The organism is Klebsiella sp. BIGb0138, from assembly GCF_004342285.1.
Classification (GTDB): Bacteria; Pseudomonadota; Gammaproteobacteria; order Enterobacterales; family Enterobacteriaceae; genus Klebsiella.
Genome location: NZ_SMCV01000010.1, coordinates 143,830 through 168,787, shown reverse-complemented (window position 1 = coordinate 168,787; position 24,958 = coordinate 143,830). Strand labels below are relative to the sequence as shown.

The 24,958-nt window shown below is 58.3% G+C and carries 23 protein-coding genes; 15 read left to right on the top strand and 8 right to left on the bottom strand.

Going from position 1 to position 24,958, the window contains the following annotated elements:
• Positions 1-45: 45 nt before the first annotated feature.
• From EDF73_RS20955 to EDF73_RS20940, 4 genes are all read right to left on the bottom strand, one after another.
• Positions 46-1,236, bottom strand: coding sequence for a cytochrome c biogenesis protein/redoxin (locus EDF73_RS20955; RefSeq protein WP_132731010.1), 1,191 nt, complete (start codon positions 1,234-1,236; stop codon positions 46-48).
• Between the two features lie 106 nt (positions 1,237-1,342).
• Complete coding sequence (locus EDF73_RS20950; RefSeq protein WP_132730973.1) at positions 1,343-2,686, bottom strand: ATP-binding protein; 1,344 nt, start codon at positions 2,684-2,686, stop codon at positions 1,343-1,345.
• Positions 2,683-3,423: a response regulator gene (locus EDF73_RS20945; RefSeq protein ID WP_132730972.1), complete on the bottom strand. Its 741-nt coding sequence runs from the start codon at positions 3,421-3,423 to the stop codon at positions 2,683-2,685. Before EDF73_RS20945 ends, EDF73_RS20950 begins: the two co-directional genes overlap by 4 nt.
• Before the next feature lie 84 nt (positions 3,424-3,507).
• The gene (locus EDF73_RS20940) at positions 3,508-4,500 is read right to left on the bottom strand and encodes an alpha/beta hydrolase (RefSeq protein WP_132730971.1); all 993 of its coding nucleotides are present in this window, start codon (positions 4,498-4,500) and stop codon (positions 3,508-3,510) included.
• A 263-nt stretch (positions 4,501-4,763) separates the two neighbouring features.
• Here EDF73_RS20940 and EDF73_RS20935 point away from each other — a divergent pair, with 263 nt between their 5' ends.
• From EDF73_RS20935 to pqqF, 7 genes are all read left to right on the top strand, one after another.
• A complete protein-coding gene (locus EDF73_RS20935; protein WP_132730970.1) occupies positions 4,764-5,783 on the top strand; it encodes a dipeptidase in 1,020 nt (339 codons plus the stop codon).
• Positions 5,784-5,911: 128 nt separating this feature from the next.
• Entirely contained in the window at positions 5,912-5,983 is a 72-nt protein-coding gene (gene pqqA, locus EDF73_RS20930; RefSeq protein ID WP_002905689.1) for a pyrroloquinoline quinone precursor peptide PqqA, read from the top strand.
• 54 nt (positions 5,984-6,037) lie between these two features.
• Complete coding sequence (pqqB, locus tag EDF73_RS20925) at positions 6,038-6,955, top strand: pyrroloquinoline quinone biosynthesis protein PqqB (protein ID WP_132730969.1); 918 nt, start codon at positions 6,038-6,040, stop codon at positions 6,953-6,955.
• 3 nt (positions 6,956-6,958) lie between these two features.
• A complete protein-coding gene (gene pqqC, locus EDF73_RS20920) occupies positions 6,959-7,714 on the top strand; it encodes a pyrroloquinoline-quinone synthase PqqC (RefSeq protein ID WP_132730968.1) in 756 nt (251 codons plus the stop codon).
• Between the two features lie 3 nt (positions 7,715-7,717).
• Entirely contained in the window at positions 7,718-7,996 is a 279-nt protein-coding gene (gene pqqD / locus EDF73_RS20915; RefSeq protein ID WP_132730967.1) for a pyrroloquinoline quinone biosynthesis peptide chaperone PqqD, read from the top strand.
• Entirely contained in the window at positions 7,983-9,125 is a 1,143-nt protein-coding gene (gene pqqE, locus EDF73_RS20910; RefSeq protein ID WP_132730966.1) for a pyrroloquinoline quinone biosynthesis protein PqqE, read from the top strand. The genes pqqD and pqqE overlap by 14 nt, the downstream gene beginning before the upstream one ends.
• The gene (gene pqqF, locus EDF73_RS20905; protein WP_132730965.1) at positions 9,125-11,419 is read left to right on the top strand and encodes a pyrroloquinoline quinone biosynthesis protein PqqF; all 2,295 of its coding nucleotides are present in this window, start codon (positions 9,125-9,127) and stop codon (positions 11,417-11,419) included. Before pqqE ends, pqqF begins: the two co-directional genes overlap by 1 nt.
• On the opposite strand, the gene EDF73_RS20900 is transcribed toward pqqF, so the two are convergent.
• The 3 genes from EDF73_RS20900 to EDF73_RS20890 form a co-directional block, all read right to left on the bottom strand.
• Positions 11,416-12,156 carry a glutamine amidotransferase gene (locus EDF73_RS20900; protein WP_132730964.1) on the bottom strand — a complete coding sequence of 247 codons (741 nt, stop codon included), beginning with the start codon at positions 12,154-12,156 and terminating at the stop codon, positions 11,416-11,418. The genes pqqF and EDF73_RS20900 overlap by 4 nt on opposite strands.
• Positions 12,157-12,294: 138 nt before the next feature.
• Entirely contained in the window at positions 12,295-13,281 is a 987-nt protein-coding gene (locus tag EDF73_RS20895; RefSeq protein WP_132730963.1) for a YhfZ family protein, read from the bottom strand.
• A gap of 15 nt (positions 13,282-13,296) precedes the next feature.
• Positions 13,297-14,148 carry a hypothetical protein gene (locus tag EDF73_RS20890; RefSeq protein ID WP_132730962.1) on the bottom strand — a complete coding sequence of 284 codons (852 nt, stop codon included), beginning with the start codon at positions 14,146-14,148 and terminating at the stop codon, positions 13,297-13,299.
• A 169-nt stretch (positions 14,149-14,317) separates the two neighbouring features.
• On the opposite strand from EDF73_RS20890, the gene EDF73_RS20885 reads away from it, so the two are divergent.
• The 8 genes from EDF73_RS20885 to EDF73_RS20850 all read left to right on the top strand — a co-directional run bounded on the left by EDF73_RS20885 (position 14,318) and on the right by EDF73_RS20850 (position 22,949).
• Positions 14,318-15,715, top strand: coding sequence for an FAD-binding oxidoreductase (locus EDF73_RS20885; RefSeq protein ID WP_132730961.1), 1,398 nt, complete (start codon positions 14,318-14,320; stop codon positions 15,713-15,715).
• A 23-nt stretch (positions 15,716-15,738) separates the two neighbouring features.
• Positions 15,739-17,082 carry an FGGY family carbohydrate kinase gene (locus EDF73_RS20880; protein ID WP_132730960.1) on the top strand — a complete coding sequence of 448 codons (1,344 nt, stop codon included), beginning with the start codon at positions 15,739-15,741 and terminating at the stop codon, positions 17,080-17,082.
• Complete coding sequence (locus tag EDF73_RS20875) at positions 17,079-18,044, top strand: PfkB family carbohydrate kinase (protein ID WP_132730959.1); 966 nt, start codon at positions 17,079-17,081, stop codon at positions 18,042-18,044. Before EDF73_RS20880 ends, EDF73_RS20875 begins: the two co-directional genes overlap by 4 nt.
• 14 nt (positions 18,045-18,058) lie before the next feature.
• On the top strand, positions 18,059-19,441 hold the full coding sequence (locus EDF73_RS20870; protein WP_132730958.1) for a sugar porter family MFS transporter: 1,383 nt from the start codon (positions 18,059-18,061) through the stop codon (positions 19,439-19,441).
• Positions 19,442-19,522: 81 nt separating this feature from the next.
• Entirely contained in the window at positions 19,523-20,035 is a 513-nt protein-coding gene (gene rbsD, locus EDF73_RS20865; RefSeq protein ID WP_132730957.1) for a D-ribose pyranase, read from the top strand.
• Positions 20,032-21,411 (top strand): sugar porter family MFS transporter, encoded by a 1,380-nt coding sequence (locus EDF73_RS20860; RefSeq protein ID WP_132730956.1) that lies wholly within the window; start codon positions 20,032-20,034, stop codon positions 21,409-21,411. The genes rbsD and EDF73_RS20860 overlap by 4 nt, the downstream gene beginning before the upstream one ends.
• 160 nt (positions 21,412-21,571) lie before the next feature.
• Positions 21,572-22,138: a TetR/AcrR family transcriptional regulator gene (locus tag EDF73_RS20855; protein WP_132730955.1), complete on the top strand. Its 567-nt coding sequence runs from the start codon at positions 21,572-21,574 to the stop codon at positions 22,136-22,138.
• A 64-nt stretch (positions 22,139-22,202) separates the two neighbouring features.
• Complete coding sequence (locus tag EDF73_RS20850) at positions 22,203-22,949, top strand: SDR family oxidoreductase (RefSeq protein ID WP_132730954.1); 747 nt, start codon at positions 22,203-22,205, stop codon at positions 22,947-22,949.
• A 36-nt stretch (positions 22,950-22,985) separates the two neighbouring features.
• On the opposite strand, the gene mrdA is transcribed toward EDF73_RS20850, so the two are convergent.
• The gene (gene mrdA / locus EDF73_RS20845) at positions 22,986-24,908 is read right to left on the bottom strand and encodes a penicillin-binding protein 2 (protein ID WP_165905760.1); all 1,923 of its coding nucleotides are present in this window, start codon (positions 24,906-24,908) and stop codon (positions 22,986-22,988) included.
• Between the last annotated feature and the right edge of the window lie 50 nt (positions 24,909-24,958).

Here is a 24,958-nt window from a genome sequence, read left to right as displayed (position 1 = left end):
GGTTCAGCTGACGTGTTCGGGCAAACAAGTGACAACGTCACCGATTCAGCTTGTGGATTCCTGCAACAGCTGTTGAATCATCTTCTCCTGCCCGCGGTAGTCGCCTTCGCCAAACGCGGTATAGCGCAGCTGGCCGCGGGCATCAAACAGATAGTGCGCCGGCCAGTACTGGTTACCAAACGCCTTCCAGATGGCGTAGGCGTTATCCGCCACCACCGGATATGGCAGCCGCCATTTCGCCACCGCCTCACGCAGCGCCGGGAGCGAACGTTCCCATGGATATTCCGGAGTATGCACCCCCACCACCACCAGCCCCGCGGCGCGATATTTATTCGCCCAGTCGCGGACGTGCGGCAGCGTGTGCTGGCAGTTAATACAGTCCCGGGTCCAGAAGTCGATAAGCACAACCTTGCCCTGCAAAGCGTGCGGGCTCAACGCTGCGCTATTGATCCACGCCGTTCCTCCGGCCAGCGACGGCATGGTGCTGGAAGGCGGCGGCGCGACGACAGGCTGCAACCGACCGGCAGGTTGCGCCTGCGGCAGACCGCCGCTCAACCGCTGTTCCAGCGCCTGAGTTAAACCGCTGGCCCCTTGCAGGTAGCGGTCCGCCCCGCTGGCGATTAACGCCACCGAAGCCAGAATCGCCAGCCCCGCCAGCTGACGTAGCCGCTGGCTGAAGGCCAAACCGCGGCGCAGACGCGCCGCCAGGCGGTCGCCAGACCACCACAGCAGCGCCAGCATCAGCGCACACCCGCTGCCATAGGCAACCAGCAGCGCCCCCATCGTGGCCGCGTTAGCGCCAGAGTAACCCAGGCTAAGCACCGCTCCCAGCACCGGCCCGGCACAGGGCGCCCACAGCAGGCCGATGGCCAGACCCGCCAGCAGCGCCGACGTCCCCCCGGTGTGCTGGTCGCTGTGATGATTGATACGGTTGCCCAACGCCACCAGCGGCGCACTCAGGCGCCAGGCAACGCGTAACGACAGCAGACTCAGCCCCACCAGCGCCAGAAACGCCAGCGCCAGCCAGCGGCCGGCCACGGTCAGGTTCGCCACCCAGCTGCCGGTTACCGTCGCCAGTAATGATACGGCGGTAAACATCAGCACCATCCCGGCAAGCAGCAGCAGCAGGTGGCTGCGCCTGCCGCGGAGGTTAGCAAAAATGAGCGGGATCACCAGTAAAGTACAGGGGCTCAGCAGCGTCAGCATGCCGCCCGCGAAGGCTATCAGGACAGACATCATATTCATTCTCCTCGGTATGAGCTCGCGGCCGAAAGCGGCAGCCAGCGCATTACAACAGGCGAATGTATTGACGAAGTGTCTGAAACAGCGCGGTTTTGTCAGTTCAGGTATCTGCAGCCGCGCCGGATACAGAAGGATACAAGGTGGCGGCGGCGAGCAGAAGACTGGCTTCCAGTCCCCCCTGCGCCCGGTTGCGCAGCAGGAGTTGTCCCTGCATCTGGCCCGCCAGCTGAGCGGCAATCGCCAGCCCCAGACCGGTGCCGCCGGTATCCCGATTGCGCGAGTTTTCCAGACGGTAGAACGGCTGCAGAACGGCTTCCAGCGCCTCCTCCGGGATCCCCGGCCCCTGGTCCAGCACCTGAATGGTCAGGTCGCCGCGACGGCTATAAAGCAGCCTGATATCTACCCGTTCCCCGAACTTGAGCCCGTTATCGATCAGATTGGTCATGATGCGTCGTAGCGCCTGCGGCGGGAGCAGCACCGCGGCGGCTTCCCTGGCGGGATGAAAGAGCACCGGCCTGCCGACATCGGCGTAATCGCAGGCGATGCTGTCGAGAAAGGCATTGACATCCAGGCGCTGGCGCGGCTCTTCCAGCGGCTGCGCCGAACGGGCAAAGGCGATCCCTTCCCTGACCAGCCGGCTCATATTATCGAGATCCTGCAGGAGCTTATCGCGCAGCTCCGGCGCTCCCGCCATTTCCACCCGCAGCTTCATCCGCGTCATCGGCGTCTGGAGATCGTGGGAGATCGCCGCCAGGATCCGCGCCCGTTCCTGCAAATGGTCGTGGATCCGCGTCTGCATCGCGTTGAACGCGCGGGCGGCATGCTGCACCTCCCGTGGCCCCTGTTCCGCCATCATACCAGGAACGTGGGCCGCCGGTTGCAGGGCGTCAATGGCGTCGGTGAAGCGGGTCATCGGGCTCACCACCTGGCGTACGGCGTACCAGGCGCAGGCCAGCAGCAGCAGGAACTGGGCGACCAGCAGCGCCGGCAGCCAGCGGGCAATGGCGGGCAGCCGCGGCCATAAATCAAGACTCAGCGGCGCGCCGTCATGCAGGGTGATGTGGGCCTGAATATGCTCACGCGGGCCGGGCACCGCGATAATACTCAGCGGATAGCTGCCGCTGAGCGACTCTTGCAGCGAACGCACCGCGTCGCGGGAACGCCAGCTGGTGGGATAATCGCCGCTGACGCCGGCGGAGAGCTGATAGCGGTAGTTCCCGCGCGCCAGCCGCGCCAGCCACTGCGGACGCTCGGCGGCAGGCAGCCGGTCGAGGATCGCCACGCTGGTGGCCACATCGTATTGCAGATTTCCCAGCATCACGCTGCGGGCGCTGCTCATGCGCTCATAAAACAGCAGCGACAGGGTCAGCGCATTCGCCAGCAGTAGCGCGAGGAACATCATCAGCATCAGCCGGGACCGCAGCGAGCCGGGCCAGAACGTCATTCCCGGGCCTCGCGAATCGAGACCGCGACCGCGAGCACATAGCCTTCGCTACGCACGGTTTTGATGTAGGCCGGTTCGCGGGCATCTTCGCGCAGCCGTTGGCGCAACCGGCTCACCAGCAGATCGATGGAGCGCTCAAACAGCTCCGCATCGCGCCCCTGAGTCAGATTCAGCAGCTGATCGCGGTTCAGCACCCGCTGCGGGTGGTCGAGAAAGACCCGCAGCAGCCGGTACTCCGCCCCGCTCAAGGCGACGATGGCTCCGCTGTCATCCAGCAGGTGGCGCGCGGAGGTATCCAGCAGCCAGTCGCCGAAGGCAATCAGCCGCCCCGCCTCGGTAATTTGCAGATTGGGCGGCAGCGCCCGCGTGCGCCGCAGAATGGCTTTAATCCGCGCCAGCAGCTCGCGAGCGACAAACGGTTTAACCAGATAGTCGTCGGCTCCCATTTCGAGGCCCAGAATCCGGTCGCTGTCCTCCGTGCGCGCGGTCAACATCAGCACCGGGATATTCCGTTGGCCGTGGCTGCGCAGCTGACGGCAGAGGATCAGGCCATCATCGCCGGGCAGCATAATATCCAGCACGATCAGATCCACCTGCCGGGTCTGTAACACCGACCACATCGCTTTGCCGTTGGCGGCCCCGGTGGCACGATAGCCCGATTTATGCAGATAATCGCTCACCAGTTCGCGAATATCGCGGTCGTCATCGACAACCAAAATATGGTCAATGTGTTCCACTGCCGGCTCCACTCACAATCATATCGACTCCAAAAGAATATGCGCTGGCGCCGGAAGCGCAACTCACCGCTTCCGGCGGGCGGGCTATAGATGATCGGCATCGACCACGGCGTTAACAAAATCGTCAGGGGCCTCCTGCGGCAGATTGTGGCCGATGTTGCCGGTTAACGTGCGATGTTCATATTTACCGGTAAATTTCGCCCGATAGCTGGCGGGCGTCGGATGCGGCGCGCCGTTATTATCCCCTTCGAGGGTAAGAGTCGGGACGCCGATGGTCGGCAGTTGCGCCAGCTTTTGCTCGTAGGCCGCGTATTTCTGTTCCCCCTTCTCGAGACCAAGGCGCCAGCGATAGTTGCTGATAGTCACCGCCACGTGATCCGGGTTATCGAGCGCTTTAGCGCTTTGCGTAAACGCGGCATCGCTGAAGTCCCAGCCTGGCGACGCCTGGCGCCAGATCAGCCTGGCAAAAGCATGCGTATTCTGGCGATACCCGGCCTCCCCGCGCGCGGTGGCGAAATAGAACTGATACCACCATGACAGTTCTGCCTCCGGCGGCAGCGGTTTCGCGCCAACCTGCTGGCTGCCAATCAGATACCCGCTCACCGAAACCAGCGATTTGACCCGCTCCGGCCATAGGGCGGCCACGATATCGGCGGTACGCGCCCCCCAGTCAAATCCGGCAAAATCGGCCTGCTTGATGTGTAAGGCGTCCATCAGATGGACAATATCCGCCGCCATGGCCGACGGCTGCCCGTTACGCGGCGTGCTGGCTGCAAGAAAACGCGTACTGCCATAACCGCGCAGATACGGCACGATGACCCGGAAACCTTTTTCCGCCAGCGCGGGCGCGACGACGGCATAGCTATGAATGTCATACGGCCAGCCGTGCAGCAGAATAACCGCCTGCCCGTCGCGTGGGCCCATATCGACATAGCCGATATTCAGATCGCCGGCGTTGATCTGTTGAATATGCTCAAACGCCGCGGCATCTTCCGCCGCGCAAACGCCGGCTGAGCACAGCGCTGAAAGCGACAGCAGCAGCGCGCTACTTTTACGTATCAGGGATAATCTGTTCATCACTAAACCCACCTGTTAATTGCGGACATAAGAACGTACGCACACAGTTAAACAAGGTTTTGTATCCGGCATATGCGGAGAAAGCCGGGGTTTTGCATCGTGATGTATTGCATGCCCCGCCAGATACAATGTGATACATAGCGATGGCATCGTGAAAAGGGGCATTTGTTGCTGGCTTGTCAATTCGAGCTTGCGCCACCGCGGAGATCCGGTAGTTTGTCTCGCCATTAACGGTTGATGAAAGAACAAGGTGTCTGCACGTTATGTTGGTTTTTGATGGTCACAACGATCTGCTGCTCAATCTGTGGCTGCATCACCGCGAAGAGCCGGTTCAGGCCTTTTTCGACGGTATCGCGCAGGGGCATCTGGATTATCCCCGCATGCGGCAAGGCGGCTTTGGCGGCGGCCTGTTCGCTCTGTTTGTCCCGCCGCAGGCGTATATCGCCCGCATGGCCCCGCGCTACGCTAACCAGCTCTGGGATCCGCTGAACATCCTCTGGCAACAGCTGGCGATTCTGCAACGCATCGTGGCGGAGTCGGCCGGCCGGGCGCGGCTATGCCTGACCGCCGCGGACATTGCGCGCTGCCGGCAGGATAGCGTCCTGGCGATGGTCGCGCATATCGAAGGCGCCGGCGGGCTGGATGGCGCTGGCGAAGATCTGCAGGCGTTTTATGCCGCAGGCGTTCGCAGCATCGGTCCGTTCTGGAACCTGGCGAACCGCTTCGGGGAAGGGGTAACCGGTCCCTTCCCCGGCAGCCCTGATAGCGGCCCGGGGTTAACCGCGGAGGGGGTGGCGCTGATTCGTCAGGCCAATGCGCTGCGGATGCAAATCGACGTCTCGCACATGAACGAGAAAGCCTTCTGGGATACCGCCCGCCACTCAATGGCGCCGCTGGTAGCCAGCCACTCCAACGCTCATGCGCTCTGTCCGCAGCCGCGTAACCTGACCGACGCTCAGCTGCTCGCGATCCGCGATAGCGGCGGCGTGGTGGGCGTCAATTTTGGTAATGCCTTTCTGCGCGCCGACGGCCAACGCGACAGCGATACGCCGTTAACGGTGGTGGTCCGCCATATCGACTATCTTATTAACAAAATGGGTGTCGACCACGTGGCGCTGGGCTCAGATTTTGACGGCATCACCCTACCGGACGAATTAGAGGATGTCAGGGGTTTACCCAGACTGTTCAAGGCGTTGCGTCATCACGGCTATGATCAATTGGTGCTGGATAAGCTGGCGTCAGGCAACTGGTTACGTGTATTAAAAAATGTTTGGCAACAATAGGTTGTATTGTAAACATAGCGTTAATTCCTTACATATTCCGGGTTGATCTCTGTCACCCAGAGGCGCACTATTTGTCGGCTATGACTCTTTTTATCTGAGTCGTTAACCCTGTTTAGAGGAAAAATACTATGTGGAAGAAACCTGCCTTTATCGATTTACGTCTGGGTCTGGAAGTGACGCTGTACATCTCCAACCGCTAATCGTTCTGCCCGCCGTTCGCGCGGGCATTTTGTTTTACTATCTGGTCCGTCTTCATGTTTATAAAAGTCCTTGGCTCCGCGGCCGGCGGAGGTTTTCCGCAGTGGAATTGTAACTGCCCCAACTGTCATGGCGTGCGCAACGGGACCATTCAGGCCACCCCGCGCACCCAGTCGTCGATTATCGTCAGCGATAATGGCGAAGATTGGGTGCTGTGCAACGCTTCGCCCGATATCAGCCAGCAGATCGCCCACACCCCGGAATTAAATAAAAAAGGGGTCCTGCGCGGCACCGCCATTGGCGGCATTATTCTGACGGATAGCCAGATTGACCACACCACCGGGCTATTAAGCCTGCGCGAAGGCTGCCCGCATCAGGTGTGGTGCACGCCGGAGGTCCATGAGGATCTGTGCACCGGTTTCCCGATTTTTACCATGCTGCAGCACTGGAATGGCGGCCTGGTTCACCATCCCGTGACGCCGCTGAGCGCTTTTAAGGTCGATGCCTGCCCGGATCTCGCCTTTACGGCCATTCCGATTATCAGCAACGCGCCGCCCTATTCGCCGTATCGCAACCGGCCGCTGCCGGGCCATAACGTGGCGCTCTTCATCGAAAACCGCGCCAACGGCCAGACCCTGTTCTATGCGCCGGGTCTCGGCGAGCCGGATGAGGCGATTCTTCCGTGGCTGCGTAAAGCCGACTGTCTGCTGATTGACGGCACCGTCTGGCAGGACAATGAATTGCAGGCCACCGGCGTCGGGCGCAACACCGGCAGAGATATGGGCCATCTGGCCCTCGGCGAAGAACACGGTCTGGTGGCATTACTGGCGTCACTGCCGGCAAAACGCAAGATTCTTATTCATATTAATAATACCAACCCAATCCTGAACGAGCAGTCTGCGCAGCACCTCGCCCTGACGCAACAGGGCATTGAAGTGAGCCGGGACGGGATGAGTATTTACCTTCAGGACTGAACTATGCTGATAACTGACACCCTGACGCCAGAGGCGTTCGAGCAGGCGCTACGCGCCAAAGGCGCCTATTACCACATTCATCATCCCTACCATATCGCGATGCATAACGGCCAGGCGACGCGAGAGCAGATTCAGGGCTGGGTGGCGAACCGTTTTTACTACCAGACCAATATTCCGCTCAAAGACGCGGCGATCATGGCCAACTGCCCGGATCCGCACACCCGGCGCAAATGGGTTCAGCGGATCCTCGACCATGACGGCAGCAACGGCGAAGAAGGCGGAATTGAAGCGTGGCTGCAGCTGGGCGAAGCGGTCGGTCTGAGCCGCGAGGCGCTGCTGTCGGAACGTCATGTGCTGCCGGGCGTTCGTTTCGCGGTGGATGCCTATGTCAATTTTGCCCGCCGCGCGAACTGGCAGGAGGCGGCCTGTAGCTCGCTGACCGAACTGTTTGCCCCGCAGATTCACCAGTCGCGCCTCGACAGCTGGCCGCAGCACTACCCGTGGATCAAAGAAGAAGGCTATTTTTACTTCCGCAGCCGCCTGAGCCAGGCGAACCGCGACGTCGAACACGGCCTCGCGCTGGCGAAAGAATTCTGCATCACCGTCGCCCAACAAAACCGCATGCTGGAGATCCTGCAGTTTAAACTGGATATCCTGTGGTCGATGCTCGATGCGATGACCATGGCCTACGAACTGCAGCGCCCGCCCTACCACACGGTCACCGACAAGGCGGCCTGGCACACTACCCGACTGGTATAACCGATGAACGAAACCGCTATTGTCGCCTTCCGCCGCGGCTACCGTCTGCAGTGGGAAGCCGCCCAGGACAGCCATGTGATCCTCTATCCGGAAGGAATGGCTAAACTCAATGAAACCGCCGCCGCGATTCTCGAACTGGTGGACGGTCAACGCAGCGTCGCCGCGGTGATTGCCGAGCTGAACGCCCGTTTTCCGGAAGCGGGCGGCGTCGATGACGACGTCAAAGAGTTTTTGCAGATCGCCTATGAACAGAAGTGGATAAAGTTTAGTGAAGCAAAATAAACCCGGCGTTAACCCGCCGCTATGGCTGCTGGCGGAGCTGACCTACCGCTGCCCGCTGCAGTGCCCCTACTGTTCAAATCCACTGGATTTTGCTCAGCAGGACAAAGAGCTGACCACGGCACAGTGGATCGAGGTTTTCCGTCAGGCGCGGGCGATGGGCAGCGTCCAGATGGGCTTTTCCGGCGGCGAGCCGCTGACCCGTAAAGACCTGCCGGAGCTGATCCGCGCCGCACGCGACCTCGGGTTTTACACCAACCTGATCACCTCGGGTATCGGTTTGACCGAGAGCAAGCTCGACGCCTTCAGCGAGGCCGGTCTGGACCATATCCAGATAAGCTTTCAGGCCAGCGATGAGACGCTGAACGCCGCGCTGGCTGGTAACAAAAAGGCCTTCCAGCAAAAGCTGGCGATGGCCAGGGCGGTGAAAGCTCGTGACTACCCGATGGTGCTGAACTTCGTTTTGCATCGCCACAATATCGATCAGATCGACAAAATTATCGATCTTTGCATCGAGCTGGAAGCCGACGACGTCGAGCTGGCCACCTGCCAGTTTTACGGCTGGGCGTATCTCAACCGCCAGGGGCTGCTTCCGACCCGCGAACAGATTGCGCGGGCGGAAAAAGTGGTCGCCGAATACCGCGAGCGAATGAGCGCCAGCGGCAATTTGACCAACCTGCTGTTTGTCACCCCGGATTATTACGAAGAGCGCCCCAAAGGCTGTATGGGCGGCTGGGGGTCGATTTTCCTCAGCGTCACGCCGGAAGGCACGGCGCTGCCGTGCCATAGCGCCCGTCAGCTGCCGGTCGAATTTCCGTCGGTGCTGGAGCACAGTCTGCAAGATATCTGGTACAACTCCTTCGGCTTTAACCGCTATCGCGGCTTCGACTGGATGCCGGAGCCCTGCCGCTCCTGCGACGAAAAAGAGAAAGACTTCGGCGGCTGTCGCTGCCAGGCCTTTATGCTCACCGGCAACGCCGATAACGCCGACCCGGTGTGCAGCAAATCGCCGCATCATGACCAAATTCTCGACGCGCGACGTGAAGCGGCCTGTAGCGATATGAAAATCGGCCAGCTGCAGTTCCGTAACCGTACGCAGTCGCAACTGATCTATAAAACCCGGGTATCGTAATGCAGCCAACGTCGCGCGCCATTGTTCGCCCGGACGGCCTGCGGATCTCGCTGGTTCATCAGGCCGGAGCCTCACGCGCGGCGGCGTTAGTGCAGGTGGCCGCCGGGAGTCACGATGAACCCGAACGCTGGCCGGGGCTGGCGCATCTGCTGGAGCACCTGCTGTTTACCGGTAGCCGCCGTTATCCCGACGATAGCCGCCTGATAAGCTGGATCCAGCGGGTCGGCGGCAGCGTCAATGCCACCACCCAGGCCCGCCGCAGCGCCTGGTTTTTCGAGGTGGATGCCCCGCTGCTCGCCGACGGCGTGCGGCGCTTGCAGGATATGCTGCTGGCGCCCACGCTGGAACCTGCGGCAATTGAGCAGGAGATCGCGGTCATTGATGCCGAAAATCGGCTGATTCAGCAACATGACCCTTCCCGCCGCGAAGCCGCGGTTTTTCACGGCGTACAGGCGCCCGCCGGTTTTCAACGGTTTCAGGTCGGGAGCGCGGAAAGCTTCGCCGGCGAGCGGCAGGCATTACGCGAAGCGCTGACCGCCTTCCATCAGCGCCATTACATCAGCAATACGATGCAGCTATGGCTGCAGGGGCCGCAGTCGCTGGAGGAACTGGAAGCGCTGGCCGCGGAGTTTTGCGCCGACTTGCCCGCTGGCGCGGCTCCGCATCCGTCGCCGCCGATTCTGCTGGCTCACGACCGCTACCTGCAGCTGGAAACTCCGGCACCGGCTGGCTTCTGGTACTGTCCATTGCTTCAGCACGTAGGTGACAACGTCACGTTATTGCGCGAGTTTTTACTCGACGCGGCCCCGGGGAGCCTGCTGGCCACGCTCCGCGAACGCGATGCCGCTTACGATGTTGAGCTTAAATGGTTGTATCAGGATGAGGTTACCGGCTGGCTGGCGCTGGCTTTCAGCGGCGATGACGCGGAAGGCATAAACGCCCTGCTGCCGACGTGGCTTCAGGCGCTGCAGTCCACCACGCAGACGCAGCAGAACCACTATTACCGTCTGGCCCGCCAGCGTTTTGCCGACCTTTCGCCGCTGGAGCAGCTGCGGCAGCGGGCGTTCGGCTTTGCGCCGCTGGCGCAGCCCGTGGACTTTGCCGCCTTTTGCGCCCGGCTGGCCGCCGCGCCGGCGGTGCGTCTGCGCTGTACAAAAGAGAGCGTCTCCCGTACGGTGACCACGCAAGGCTTCACTCTGCCATTAACCCGCTGGCAGCCGCAGCCGACCGCACCTGCGACGGCGGATTTTATCTTTTACCCGCATCACCCCCCCGCCGCTACGCCGCCATTACCTGAAACAAGCGTGCCGCTGGTGCATATTCAGGCGGGTCAGCACCCGACGACGCTGATTTTACGCCCCGCCTTCGGCAGTAATTTTAGCTACGCCGAGGGTCAGCATCGGGGGCAGCGGCTACGTCCGCTGTTCGCCGAACTCCGCCACCTCGGCGGCCACGGCGAATGGCGCCCGGTAGAGGGCGTCTGGCAGCTGATGCTGCGCCTGCCTGAAGCGGTGGCTGCCGTCGAGGGGATACTGGCGGCGATTCTGCAGGTGCTCGCCGCATCGGGCGGGGATGCCGACGCGCCGGCGCAGGAAAGCGTGGCTATCCGCCATCTGCTCAATCACCTGGCCGACAGTCTGCAAACCCAGCCGCCCACACGCGGCTGGCTGGCGGCGCTGGCGGGTGGGAGTGACGCCACCTGTCAGCTCCTGGCCCGGCGCCTGAGCGTACTGCCCACGCCGGTCAACGCCTCCGCCGTCGGGCCGCTGGAGGCGTCTCCCGCCGGGGTGACGCGCCTGACCCACACCAGCGATGACAGCGCGCTGCTGCTGTTTATTCCCTTACCCGATGGCGGGTCGCTGGCGGCATTGCGGGCGCTGGCGCTGCTGTGCGAGCCGCTGTTCTTTCAGCGTCTGCGCGTTGAGCTACAGATAGGCTATGTGGTCAGCTGCCGTTACCTGCGCTGCGCCGACCGGGAGGGGCTGCTGTTTGCCCTGCAATCGCCGGACCGCAGCGTAAGCAGCCTGCTGGGGCACTGCAAACGCTTTTTACGGACGCTGCCTGTGCCAGATGAAACGCATTTCGCTCAGTTGAAGTTGCGCCTGAAAGCGCTGATTGCCGCTCAGCCGCAGGCCGGGACCGCGGCATTGCAGGCCCTACGCCAGCGGCAGCAGCTGGCGACGTTTACGCAGCAAGAGATTGATGCGCTGCAGCGGCAGGACCTGCTCGCGCTGCAGCAACAGTTAAGCCGCCAGCGGCGACGTTGGCGGGTGCTGTGCAGCGCGGGAGATTAAGCCTGCGGACTGTCCGGTTCCATATAGTTCGCCACAAAGCGGGTTAAGATCCCTGCCGCCGTCGAACACTCCTCCACCCCATCCAGCAGCTGCTGCGGGTCGATCCCCTCCATCCGCAGCACTTCGTCACGATACTGAATCAATGAACGCGCGATGTCGGGAGTGAACTCGGGATGGAACTGGGTTGAAAGCGCATGCTGGCTGTAGCGCACGATCTGGTGAGGGTCGTGGGCGGATGAAGCCAGCACCGTGGCCTCCGGCGGCAGCTGTATAACCGTTTGCAGATGGCTGAGATGCGCGGGGAAATGCGCCGGACGGTCGCTTAACAGCGGGTCCGTGCGCCCGGCGGCGGAAAGCGTAATCGCTTTGCAGCCCGTCTCGCGCCCCGCCGGATGGTATTCCACTTCGCCACCCAGCGCGTCGGCCATCAGCTGATGGCCGTAGCAGATACCAAATAACGGCATCTCCACCGCCATCGCCGCGCGGATCCACTCCGCGGTGCTCTTGCTCCACGCCAGCCGATCGGTAACCATCGCCCACGAGCCGGTCATCACTGCCACGGTCTGACTGTCCGGGGCGGGCAGCGCTTCCCCTGCATATACGCGCACGGTGGAAATCTGCCGACGCCAGGGCGCAAGCAGCCGGCTAAACCAGACGGGGAGATCGCCATGCTCGGCCTCGATTTCCGCCGGAGGCGCCCCGGTCTGCACAATAAGGAGCTTGTTTCGCAACGCCATAACCCGTTTACCCTCGATGCTGACCACAGACCTTTCACTATGACGAAAGGCGGCGGTTTCGGCAAATAACCAATATCTATGAGTGACGCCATGCTGGAATAAGCGTTACCGCCAGCAAAGACATTTTTACCTGCAACATCATGGCCGTTTTATGGATGCTATCTTTTGGAAACGAAGAATATCCGGGACGTTGGCAAAATAGGGATCGGAGGTGTTTAAAGGCAGCATGGCCTGCCTTTTCAGTACGTCAAAATCAATTTGCCGCAATAGTTGCGCGACGGGTGAATTTGAACGCACAACCAGTACCGCGCTGGAAATCGAGTCTGCCAGCTCCAGCGCCTGAGGATTATCCAGCGCTCGCATCTTTAAGCCAATTTTATCCAGCGGGATCAGCGAGGGTTCCTGGTGCCAGACACCGGTATCGATCTCCCCAAGAAATACGGAGCGCGGTAGCAGAGTAAAATCCACCTCAACGTACTCACATACCGCCTCCGGAAACTGGGCGCGGGTAAGACGCTGATGATCGCTGGAGTGGAAATCAATCCCGACGCGCAGGCGCCCAGCCGCCGCGGTATCGGCTTTTTCAACTACCACCAGGCTTTCAGGCCGGTAGTAGCTGCCATTACCAACTTCAAATAGTTCATAACCCTCAGCCGCAGCATCGGCCATTAACATCTGCGCAGATCCGGACGAAAGCAGAACGATGTCAGCGGTGTTTTCAGAAAAAGCGGCCAGACGTGAGTGCGCGCCGCGCAGGTAGCCAACGGTCGTGACGACGCTCCATTGGCTACACTGCTCAACCAGCGCTGAGGCTACCTGCGTTGCTTCCCGGGAACCACGAGGGGGTAACAACATATGAACCGGGGGTATCCGCGCGGCATTCCACAACAAAGCAAAGTCCCAGGAGACCACAAAGGTCCCCTGGTGACCGCGAGAAACAAGGGTTACCGCACCGGCTTTTTTCAGTTCCTGTAGCGCTTTTTGGACGGTACCGGAGCCTATCTCCAGAACTTCCTGATACCAGGACGTCGTGGGAAGACGCCCGGACAAGCCAAGCGAAATAATCGAGCGGGCAATAAATGCTACCGGAGAGAGATGCTTCGCTTCGTGCGCAATAACCGTCATTGTTTTCGCCGACTTTTACTGTTCAAGATACCGTAACGCCTGTTCAACGCTCTGATCCTCATGCACTACAGCATTGAGCGCACGCAGGACACCGGCGGGTTGCTGCGCGCGGAAAATACGTCGACCAAACATCACCCCTTTGGCCCCTGCCCGAAACGCATCCGCCGCCAGTTGCAACGTTGCGTGCGGATCCTCGCCACCCGCACCACCGGCAAGTAGCACCGGAGTATAACAGGTGCTTGTTACCGCAGCAAAATCCTCCACGGATCCCGGCCAGAGCGCTTTGACCAGATCCGCCCCGATATCCGCGGCGATACGGCAATACAGACTCATAACTTTGGCGCTCAGCGCATCGGGATCGACGCCTTCCAGCGCGGAACGCGGCTCGATAATCACGCCAATGCCATGCCGCTCGCATTCGCGCACAATACGCGTATTGCGCGCAATTTCCGCCTGCTCCAGCGCCGTATCCTTCTGCCCAAGATACATATAGGTCATAACCGCATCAATGCCGCATGCCGCCACCTCGCCAATCTCAGCCAGTTGCGCGAGGACCCCTTCACCGCGGCCATCTTTGCCCGGCGTATAGATAGAACGCGCATGATTTTTCCAGTCAAGATGCAGCACAAAACCGGGCCGGTCGCGCCCGATAAAGGTTTTTTCAACCAGTGAAATCATCCCCGGCGAAACCATGACGCCATCTGCGCCACGGAGCTGGGCAAAAACGGTTTCAATTTCATCACGCGTTTTCAGCCCCGATGGCGGACCTGACATCACGCCGTGGGACGCGGCAACGACCACCGCGCGCCCCGTTTCCGGGCGCAAAATACGACCTAAGCGAACTGCTTTACCGGTACGGCTATCCATTTTGCTCTCCTTCACAAAGTTGGGAAAAAATGAAAAATGCAATTTGCAGCTTTCTGCAAATTGATCGTATATTAGCCATTAACGTGCTGTCAATGAAATATACCCGGCGCGTTTTTATCCGGCTCACCGTGCAAGGATATTCCTTTAAACTGTCAATACAGGAGTTTGTATGCCCGACATTTCCCATCTCATCGCCGCCCTGAAAGCTGAACTCCCTGAATCGCAGGTGCTCACCGATCGCGACACGCTTCAGGCATCCAGTCACGATACCTGGCCCCTATCCACAAAACTCAGGCGCTTCGGATGCCATGATTATCAGGCTGATGTTGTGGTAAAAGTCACCGACGAAACACAGATCCAGCGGGTACTGGCGCTGGCGACAGCACATGATGCGCCGGTAACGCCTCGGGCGCTGGCATCCTCGGTAACCGGCCAGCCTCTCCCGACTCGCGGCGGCATCGTACTGGATTTAACCGGCATGACGGATCGCCGTGAAGTCAATATCACCAACCTGACCGTGGAAGTGTCCGCCGGTTATAACGGCGGTCAGTTGGAAGATGAGCTCCAGAAGATGGGCTGGACACTCGGCCATTCTCCGCAATCCCTGTATCAGTCCAGCGTCGGCGGCTGGCTGTCGACATTGGCAACCGGGCAATTTTCGTCTTACTACGGTGGTATAGAAGATTTAATTACCGCCTATACGGTCATTCTTGCTACAGGTGAAAAACTACGGCTTAAGGCTTCGCCACGTGCGGCAATGGGGCCGGACCTACGCCAGCTGTTTATTGGCGCAGAAGGTACGCTTGGCATCGTCACCTCGGTACAGCTTAAAATATTCCCCCTCCCCCAGACCCGGCTGTACGACTCGCTGGAACTCCCTTCCGTGGATGCCGGCCTGAAGATCATGCGCGAGCAGGCCATGGCAGGGCTGCGGCCGTTCCTGCTGCGCCTGTATGATGCCAATGAGGCCCGGCATGCTATGCAAAATCCGCAGCAGGATAAGCCGGTGATGTTCCTCGGCGCCCAGGGCGTGGAAGCCGTCGCGCGCGCGGAAATGGACGCTTTTATGACGATTGTCCACCGCCACGGCGGAAAATCAATCGGCTCCGAAGGCGTGCTGAAGTGGATGGATCGCCGTTTTGATTTTTCTACCGTCGAAAAACGGCTTGATAGCAACGGGGGGTTTGCCGAAACCATCGAAATTGCTCATACCTGGGACGGTATAGCCGGACTGTATCACGATCTGAACAAGGTGCTGACCCCCCTCGCAGACGAAGTTCTGTCACATTTCTCTCATGTTTATCCTCAGGGAACCTCGATGTACATGATCCTGCTTGGACGGGAGAACAGCGATCGCGAGGCGGTAGAAAAATTACGAACCATCTGGCGGGAAACGATGCGCGTTTGCCTTGAACACCATGCCGAACTTTCGCACCACCACGGCGGAGGACTGGTACGTTCGCCATACGCCCGCCAATCTCTCGGATCGGCACATTTACTGTTGCGCCGCTTAAAGCAGGCACTCGATCCTAACGGGACGCTGAATCCAGGCAAGCTGGGATTATAAACGCGACATTGAGGGTCATCACGATGTGGTTTCTCGGTATAGATATTGGCACCACACATATCAAAATCATCGGTATCAGCGAGGAAGGCACGCTTTTACCCGTGAAAAAGTGCCGCACTCCCGTCCTGCAACGTGACGGATTAACCTTCCACGATGCGCAAGCCGTATGGCAGGTGCTGGCGATACTGATTGCCGATTACTCCCGCGCGGAAGCGCGGGCCTGCGGTCCGTTGGCCGCCCTTTCTATCGGAACTTTCGGACAAGAAGAATCCGTTGCCGTTAATCAACGCGGAGACATTCTCTACCCTTCCCTGGCATGGTGGGAAAACTATCCCGTCTCCGCGCTGGATAAGGAGACTCACAGCTGGCTGGACAGCGAGGAACACTATGCCATCTCCGGTATGCGTTCACGGCCTAACCAAAGTCCGCAGCGATTAAGCTGGATACGCCGACACCACGGAGATATCTGGCGTCATATCGACCGCTGGGTGGACTTTGGCAGCTTTATCATATGGCGCTTAACCGGAGAATGGCGCGGCGGCACATCACAACTGACGCATTCACAGTGCTTTGATTTAAAAAGCATGCAACCGCATGAACCGACTCTGGCGCGGCTGGAGATTGCGCCAGAGCTATTCCCGACGCCGGCCGATACCGGCGAATGCTGCGGAGAAATTCAAGCGCAAGCGCTGCCGGGGGTAGCCTTGTGTCAGGGAGCCCGCGTATTTATGGGCGGGCATGACCAGATCGTCGGTGCGTTAGCGGTTCAACACAACCAGCCGACCCATGTTTTCGATTCGATAGGCACCTCAGAATATCTGATGGTATTAACCCCCCACTTTCCGGATCCACAGATTGCCTGGAAGCTTGAAATCGACATCGAACGCACATGGAAAGCCGGCGAGTTTGTGATGGGCTGCGCAACCCCTTCCGGGAAAATAATCCAGACCCTCGCCGAACTGCTCTATCAGGGTGAGTATGACCCACTTTTCCACGATCTGTTGATCGAAACAGACGGCAACAGCGTGTCGGTTTCCGTCGATGAAAACGAAGACCAGGGACTTTTCTCCCTGCATCATCTGCATGCCGGCATTCGTCCTGCCGGGTTAGTTCAGGCCACCCTCAACCACATTGCCGATCGCGCCTATCGGCTGCTTACCCATATGTGTGAAATTGGGGCTATTCGTCCCCAGGACGCCGTGCTGATGGGCTCCCTGTTCCAGCGTTCGGAAATGGTTGAACACCGTAAACGCCGCTGGAAAATACCGCTCTTCGCCAGCGAATTAAGTGAACCCGTTGCAATGGGGGCAGCGATGATTGCCCGTGAAAGCTGGTTTATTGCCACCCACCGGGAGGACCAATTATGAAAGTCATCATCGCTTCGTTGAATACGGCTATCGAACGGTTGCTGCTGGTTGATAAACAACGGCCTGGCGAGGTTCATCGCTTGCTGGATGATAAAACCCTGGCCGGGGGCAAAGGGGTAAATGTGGCGCGGGTACTCCAGCAGCTGCGCCAGCACCTGCCTGATGCGCCAGCGCCACTGCTGCTGGGCTTCCTCGGCGGCGCGACGGGACGGCTGTGCGGTGATCTTCTGCGCCAGGAGGCGCTGGAAGGATGCTGGTGCGATATCGCCGGCAGCACCCGCATTTGCGAGGTGATAACAGAGGTGGATTCACCTGAAAACGCCAGCGTCTACAACGCCGGAGGTCCGCCAATTCGCCCGGAGGAGCATCAGCGCCTTCATACCTTGCTGCAGCAAGAAATAGCGCATGCTGATGCTTTGATTTGCACCGGTTCGCTGGCAAAAAACTTGCCTCCTGACGAGTACGGGCGCTGGATCACGTTGGCACGCGCCCGCGGTGTGCTTTCGCTACTTGATACGCACGGCGCCGCGCTGCTGCACGCTGCCAGCGCGCACCCGGATATTATCAAAATCAACCGCGATGAACTGCGCCAGGCCAACGCGACAGCGCAGCAGGATCTCCCGGCAGTCTGGTTGGCGCAGGGGGTCCGCTGCGTGATTATCACCGATGGACCGCGCCCGACGCAGGCCCTGACGCCGGATGGCAATTTCGAACTCACCGCCCCCTCCGTGATAACCGCCAGCCCCGTTGGCTCCGGAGATGCCTACTGCGCGGGGCTGATTGCCAGTCTGCTTTCCCGGCCACAGGCTGGCTGGGTCGAGCATCTGAAGCTGGCGGCAGCCTGCGGCGCCGCGAATGCCGCCAGCTCAACTGCCGGGCTCGCGACCAACATCAATCTTGCAACATTGCAAAATCGTTGCGCGGTACGCGCTATTTCAATACCGCCACGCTCACCCGCTTGATAACGGAGAGTATTATGGTCAGTCATGTACATGTCAGCGCAAAAAATGTCTGGATGCGTAACGTCCTGTTGATTTCAATCGTTACCGCCGTCGGCGGATTCCTGTTTGGTTTTGATAACGGCAGTATTTCGGGTTCTGTTGGCTTTTTGCAAAACAGATTCGCACTTGATGCCGACGGTATTGGCTGGGTAACCTCATCCATCATCGTCGGGTGTATCATCGGCGTGGCGCTGGCAGGCCCGCTTTCCGACGCCGTGGGAAGAAAAAAGGTCCTGTTACTGACGGCGCTGATTTTTATCTTCGGCGTGCTGGGCGAAGCCATGGCGAGCTCTTCAGAGATGCTGGCGGGGTTTCGCATTCTGGTGGGCGTCGGTATCGGCGTGGAAACGACGATTGCCCCGCTCTATATTGCGGAGGTCTCTCCCGCCCATATCCGCGGCCGCCTGGTCTCGCTGAATCAGCTATTCAACTGTGTGGGTAATCTGGCGATTTTTTCCATTGCCGCAGTTATTGCCAGCCAGGCCAGCGAAGCATGGAATATTGAACACGGCTGGCGCCTCATTTTTGCCACGGGTATTGCGCCCGCGCTCCTTTTTCTGGTGCTTCTGGTCTGGGTACCGGAGAGCCCACGTTGGCTGATACGTAAAGGGCGAGATGCGCAGGGTCTGCAGGTATTGCGCAAAATAAATCCGGATGAAGCAACGGCCTGTGAACAGCTTGAAGCCATTAAGTCCGCGTTATTGACTGATTCCCCTTCGCGGCTGAGCGAACTATTCACCCCGCGTTTACGCAAAGCGCTGGTTATCGGTTTCTGCGTCGCACTCTTTCAGCAGATTACCGGCATCAACGCGATTTTTTATTACGCTCCTGAAATATTTAAAACAGCGGGAGTGGATGTCAGCGGTGCGATGTCCTTTACCGTGCTTATCGGATTAACATTGGTTATTTCAACACTGCTCTCTATGTGGATAATCGATAAGGTTGGCCGCCGCTCGTTGCTGATTTTCGGCTCAGCAGGGATGGCTCTCACCCTCAGTTGTACAGGTATGCTGTTTCGCGCCAGTGAAACGCAAACTACGCTCTTGCTAATTTGTATTCTGGCCTATGTGGCAATTTTCGCCGTATCTTACGGTACGGTAGCCTATGTCATCATCGCTGAAATTTTCCCTATTCACGTTCGCGGCATCGCCGTTTCAATTGCGACCTTTGCATTATGGGGGGGTAATTTCTTCGTTTCACGCTATTTCCCGGTTCTGGTAGAAAATATTAGCGCAGCAAATACTTTCTTTATTTTTTCCGGAATTTCGGTGGCCGCGCTGATTTTTGTATTGTGGATGGTTCCGGAAACTAAAGGCAAAACACTCGAGGAGATTGAAGCCGAACTTCATCGTCAATAATGGCTATTCACCGCCAGGAGACATAGCGCACTATCTTACCTATTTGTCTGTAAGCATAAATAATTATAACCGGAGAACATTATGAGACCTGGTAAAATCCTACATCCGCAGATCGCCGCAGCCCTGGCCAGTTTGGGCCACGGGGATATTATATTAGTGACCGACGCAGGCGCCCCAATCCCAACCCATGTCCAGCGAATCGATCTGGCTTTTTATGCCGGCATGATTGATTTGCTTGATATTCTTTCCGTCCTGAGAAATGAAATTTTTATTGAGAATGTTATTTTTGCCGATGCGATCCCGCAAAAAAACCCAAATCTTCTGCAGCGCGTCACTGAAATATTTACTGGTTCAGGAGCCGATTTTACTTTAATTCCGCACACCAGATTAGTTGCTGAAATCTACGGCAGCGCTAAAGTCATTATTCGTTCCGGGTCCTTAATGCCCTGGGGCAACTTCGCCCTGGTGGCAAGCACCGATCCTGACGCCTGGTTTGACGATTCAATGCAAATCATTCCCGAATATGTTGCGAGATCGGCCAGAATCAAAAGTGGCGCGATTCCCGTCATAAAAAACGAGCGGGGAACAAAATGAAAACGACATACGCCATGAGTTATAAGTTGTCCTTCATTGCCTCCCTCGCCGGTTTGTTATATGGATTTGACTCAGCGGTGATAGCCGGGGCGATAGCGCATCTGAAAAACTATTTTTCCCTCGATGCTATCGGTACCGGATGGGCCGTGTCGTCCGTCGTACTCGGTTTTATGATCGGAGCCTTCAGCAGCCAGTTTATCACCAACGCGTTGGGCAGAAAAAAGGCGTTAATGATTACCGGAGGGCTGGTTTTTCTCGCCGGAATGGGAACGGCGTTCCCGTATAATTTCACTCTGTTTATCATCTTCAGAATCGCTGGCGGGATCGGCGTAGGTCTGGGCTCTGCTAGCGCCCCCGCGTATATCGGTGAAATTGCGGCCAGGCAAATTCGCGGTAAGACGCTCGGCTTTTATCAGATGATGATCGCCTTCGGGATCCTTTCTGTCTATCTGGTCAATGCCCTGGTTGCCGGTTGGACAGCGGATCCCGGGTGGGCCACGCAGTACTCCTGGCGGTTTATGCTCGGTGCCATGTCGGTTCCCGGCGGTATATTTATGCTTTTGACATTCTTTTTACCGGAGTCGCCTCGTTGGTTAATTAATAAAGGCCGCGAAGATGAGGCTGGGTTTATCCTGAAATCTATCCACGGTCAGGAATATGATAGTCAGGCCGCCATTAGCGAAATAAAGCGTTCCTTTCAGCAGCAAAAAATCGGCATCGGAAATGAACACGTCTTATCAAAAAGATATCGTAAAGTCTCATTCACCATCATGGCTATGGCCTTGCTGGCTAACCTCTGCGGGATTAACGCTGTACTGTATTATGGCAATGTGCTGTTCGAAAGTATCGGCATTGCCACTGAAAAAACAGCTTATTATCAGCAGATTATTATCGGGGTCGCTTTCTTTGCCGCAGCACTGTGGGCGGTATATAACGTAGAGAAATACGGGCGCAGAAAATTACTTATTATTGGATCGTTCGTCTGCTTCCTCGCCATCACGCTGCTGGGAATTCTCATCTGGATCGGTATCACTCATATTTTTATGCTGGGCATTATGATTGTTTATATTCTCTTTTTCGGCGGAACCATTGGTCCTATTTTATGGATCATCATCCCGGAGCTGGCGCCCAATGCGATCCGCGATAAACTAATGTCGTGGGCCACGCTACTGATCTGGACGGGTAGTTTTATTGTTTCACAAACATTTCCGATGCTGACCAACAGCATGACGCTAAACCGCATGTTTAATGGAAGCTTCCCTTTCTTTTTATATGGGATCTGCTGTTTGTTATGGTTCCTGGTTAACGTATTTTATGTCACGGAAACAAAAGATAAATCACTTGAGCAAATCAGTGCAGAAGTGAGTCAAGCCTGAACTCGCTATGAAACGTCAGCCAGAGTATGCTGGCTGACGCCCTGCTGAACCGCCACATTCAGTCTTCTTGTCGAACCGCATCAGCAACAACCTGAGTACGCACAAATCGGCAAAAAGTCATTATTGACTCATCAGTCCAGAAAGGACTACAGTTGCGGCCATGGCGAGAAATAAAGCATTCGATGAAAACGAGGCGCTGGACAAAGCGATTACGGTATTTGCCGATCGTGGTTTCAGCGGAGCCTCTACCGGCACCCTGCTCAAAGCAATGGGCATTAGCCGTCAGAGCCTCTATGACACCTTTGGCGACAAGCGCCAGCTCTATCTGCGGGCGCTCTTCCGCTATACCGACGATAGCGTGAGCGACATTATCCGCAGCATGGCGGAAGCGGCACCGGCAAAAGCGGCCCTCAACCATGCGCTGGTGAGGTTCGCCCGCCGTCCGGCGGAACAGGGTTGCCTCGGCGTCAGCGCGATCTGCGAGTTTGGCACCAGCGACCCGGAAATCGTGGCCATTGGCGAGGCGGCCGCGCGGCGCCTGCTGGCGGCGCTGGAGGCTCGAATTCACGAGGGGCAGCGGTGCGGCGAAATCGACAGTCGCCTCGATCCGGGTGCCGCCGCCCGCTATCTGGGCACCTTGCTGAATGGCCTGAAGATCAGCGCCCGCGCCGGCGCAACGGCGGACAGCCTGCGACAAACCATCGATATCGCCCTGCGAAATCTGTAACCGCTCCCTTGGGGAGCTTTTTTTGGCCTTATTTTAGACTAATCAATCCAGAAAGGAGTGAGAAATGACAACAGCAGCACTCAGCGGTAAAACAGCCCTGGTCATTGGCGGCTCGCGCGGCATAGGCGCGGCCATTGTCGCGAAGCTGGCAGCCGACGGCGCCGCGGTCGCCTTTACGTGGGTTACCCCGTCTCAGCACATTGCGCAACGGCTGGCGGAGTTTCAGCAGGCGGGGCAAAACGTGCAGGCGTTGCAGGCGGACAGCGCCGACCCGGTCGCGCTGTCCGACGCCGTCAAGCGCGCGGCGACGGCCCTTGGCGGACTGGATATTCTGGTGTACAACGCCGGCATGCTGAAAACCGGCCCGATTGATGATTTTTCGCTGGCGGATTTTGACCGCATGTATGCGGTTAACGTCCGCGGCCCGTTTGTGGCGGTGAACGCCGCGCTGGCGCATCTGCGCCGCGGCGGACGCATTATCACCACCGGCAGCATCGCCGGCGAAAAAGCCGGGGCGCCCGGTTCGACCGTCTACGGGTTGACCAAAGCGGCGGTGGCGCGGATGGTCAGAGGGCTGGCGTGGGATTTAGCCGAACGCGGCATTACGGTGAATGACGTTCAGCCGGGGCCGGTGGTCAGCGATATGACGCCGGGCACCGGTGACATTGGCGAGTGGCTACGCCAGGCGAATCCGCAAAAACGGCTCGGCAACCCTGAGGAAGTGGCGAATCTGGTCAGCTGGCTTGCTGGTCCGGAATCCTCCTACGTTAACGGCGCAGGATTTAAAGTCGACGGCGGCTTTACCGCCTGAAGGTATGCCCGGCCAGCACAATGGCCGGGCAATATCCTACTGCGCGTCGGCGCTATCCACCTGCGGAATAGCGGCTTCACTGCCCTCGGCCACGTCCGGCGCATTGGCCGGATCAAAAATATGATCGAGAATGGCGCGCGCCGTCGGCCCGGCCACCACCCCATCGCCGCCGCCGTTTTCCAGAATCAGCGCCATCGCCACCTTCGGATGCTGATAAGGCGCAAACAAGGTGTAGAAGATATGGTCACGCAGTCTGACCGGGATCATCTTCGCGTTATAGGTCTGGTTTTCCTTCAGGCTAAAGACCTGCGAGGTCCCGGATTTCGCCGCAATCTGATACGGTGCGCTATGGAACAGCTTGTAACCGGTTCCGTTGGGTAAGTTCGCCATGCCGTACATCCCGTTGCGTACAATACCCCAGTACGGCGATTTCGGATCGCCGACCTGCGGAGTATTTTCCGCTGGCTGGTAGCGTTCCACTTTATTACCGCGTTTCATGGAATAGAGCAGATGGGGATTTTTCACTTTACCGTTGTTAAGCAGCGTGGTCAGCGCCTTGACCATCTGGATAGGCGTGGCGATCCAGTAGCCCTGGCCGATACCGACTGAAATGGTATCTCCCTGATACCACGGTTTTTTGTGCACCCTCTGCTTCCATTCGCGGCTGGGCAGCACTCCGGCATACTCCTCATTAAGATCGATACCCGTCGACTGACCGTAGCCAAATTGGCTCAGCCAGCTGTGGATCCGGTCGATCCCCATCTCGAACGCCACCTGGTAGAAGAAGGTATCCGCCGACTCTTCTATCGCCTTGGTCACGTTCAGCATCCCATGCCCGGTTTTCAGCCAGTCACGGTAGCGGCGCTGGGTGCCCGGCAGCGTCCAGGTCGGTGCGCCAAAGAAAGTGGTGGTCGGCGTAATCACCCCGGCAGAGAGCGCCGATAGCGCCATGTATGGTTTCACCGTCGACGCCGGCGGATACAGCCCCTGGGTGACGCGGTTAATCAGCGGGCGATCGGGGTTATCGAGTAGCGCGCGGTAGGCCTTATAACCGATGCCCTTCACAAACGGATTCGGATCGTAGCTGGGGCTGGAGACCATCGCCAGCACCCCGCCATCGCGCGGATCGACCGCCACTACCGCCGCACGCTGCCCCTTCAGCACCCCTTCAATATATTGCTGCAGGTGCAGATCCAGCGTCAGGTAGATATTTTTCCCGGCCACCGGCGGAACCTCTTTCAGCAAGCGCACGACGCGGCCGTGGTTATCCACTTCCACTTCCTGATAGCCGGTGGTGCCGTGCAGCTCTTTCTCGTAATAACCTTCGATCCCCTGCTTGCCGATGTTGCGATCAGCGGCATAATTCTCCGACTCGCCGCTTTTGGCCAGCCTCTGCAGGTCGTTATCGTTAATTTTCGACACATAGCCGACGACGTGCGCCAGCTCTGCGCCGTAGGGATAGTCGCGCTGCTGATAGCTCTCCACGGTTACGCCGGGGAAATGAAATTCGTTTACCGCAAAACGCGCCACTTCAACATCGCTCAACGCCGATTTTAAGGTCACCTCTTTGTAGCGGCTGTTGTGGGACATATCATCGCGGAAGCTGGCGATATCGTCCGGGGTTAAATCGACGATCGGCGTTAACGCCTGCAGCAGCGCGTTGATATCGGGAATTTTGCCTGGGGTCACCTGCAGTCGGTACAAGGTGATGTTTTGCACCAGCGGGATGCCGTTGCGATCGAAAATTAGCCCACGGCTCGGCGCGATAGGCAGCATTTTGATGTCGTTCTGATTCGATCGGGTCTGATAAAAATCGTGCTGCTTTACCTGTAAGCGGTACAGGTTAAAAATCAGCACGCCAAAACAGACCACCACCAGTAGAAACGCAATCACCGCGCGGCGAATAAACAGCATCTCTTCTGCCGGATGATCGCGGATTTCATCTCTCAATAGGGTCATTAGCGGCAATTCACATGAGTTTCAAAAAAGATCAAAAAAATAAAAAGCGG

Bases quoted from the DNA above. Each gene is read 5' to 3' on its own strand.
- EDF73_RS20955 (WP_132731010.1), bottom strand. From the start codon at position 1,236: ATGTCTGTCCTGATAGCCTTCGCGGGCGGCATGCTGACGCTGCTGAGC.
- EDF73_RS20950 (WP_132730973.1), bottom strand. From the start codon at position 2,686: ATGACGTTCTGGCCCGGCTCGCTGCGGTCCCGGCTGATGCTGATGATG.
- EDF73_RS20940 (WP_132730971.1), bottom strand. From the start codon at position 4,500: ATGAACAGATTATCCCTGATACGTAAAAGTAGCGCGCTGCTGCTGTCG.
- EDF73_RS20935 (WP_132730970.1), top strand. From the start codon at position 4,764: ATGTTGGTTTTTGATGGTCACAACGATCTGCTGCTCAATCTGTGGCTG.
- pqqB (WP_132730969.1), top strand. From the start codon at position 6,038: ATGTTTATAAAAGTCCTTGGCTCCGCGGCCGGCGGAGGTTTTCCGCAG.
- pqqC (WP_132730968.1), top strand. From the start codon at position 6,959: ATGCTGATAACTGACACCCTGACGCCAGAGGCGTTCGAGCAGGCGCTA.
- pqqD (WP_132730967.1), top strand. From the start codon at position 7,718: ATGAACGAAACCGCTATTGTCGCCTTCCGCCGCGGCTACCGTCTGCAG.
- pqqF (WP_132730965.1), top strand. From the start codon at position 9,125: ATGCAGCCAACGTCGCGCGCCATTGTTCGCCCGGACGGCCTGCGGATC.
- EDF73_RS20900 (WP_132730964.1), bottom strand. From the start codon at position 12,156: ATGGCGTTGCGAAACAAGCTCCTTATTGTGCAGACCGGGGCGCCTCCG.
- EDF73_RS20895 (WP_132730963.1), bottom strand. From the start codon at position 13,281: ATGACGGTTATTGCGCACGAAGCGAAGCATCTCTCTCCGGTAGCATTT.
- EDF73_RS20890 (WP_132730962.1), bottom strand. From the start codon at position 14,148: ATGGATAGCCGTACCGGTAAAGCAGTTCGCTTAGGTCGTATTTTGCGC.
- EDF73_RS20885 (WP_132730961.1), top strand. From the start codon at position 14,318: ATGCCCGACATTTCCCATCTCATCGCCGCCCTGAAAGCTGAACTCCCT.
- EDF73_RS20880 (WP_132730960.1), top strand. From the start codon at position 15,739: ATGTGGTTTCTCGGTATAGATATTGGCACCACACATATCAAAATCATC.
- EDF73_RS20875 (WP_132730959.1), top strand. From the start codon at position 17,079: ATGAAAGTCATCATCGCTTCGTTGAATACGGCTATCGAACGGTTGCTG.
- EDF73_RS20870 (WP_132730958.1), top strand. From the start codon at position 18,059: ATGGTCAGTCATGTACATGTCAGCGCAAAAAATGTCTGGATGCGTAAC.
- rbsD (WP_132730957.1), top strand. From the start codon at position 19,523: ATGAGACCTGGTAAAATCCTACATCCGCAGATCGCCGCAGCCCTGGCC.
- EDF73_RS20860 (WP_132730956.1), top strand. From the start codon at position 20,032: ATGAAAACGACATACGCCATGAGTTATAAGTTGTCCTTCATTGCCTCC.
- EDF73_RS20855 (WP_132730955.1), top strand. From the start codon at position 21,572: ATGGCGAGAAATAAAGCATTCGATGAAAACGAGGCGCTGGACAAAGCG.
- EDF73_RS20850 (WP_132730954.1), top strand. From the start codon at position 22,203: ATGACAACAGCAGCACTCAGCGGTAAAACAGCCCTGGTCATTGGCGGC.
- mrdA (WP_165905760.1), bottom strand. From the start codon at position 24,908: ATGACCCTATTGAGAGATGAAATCCGCGATCATCCGGCAGAAGAGATG.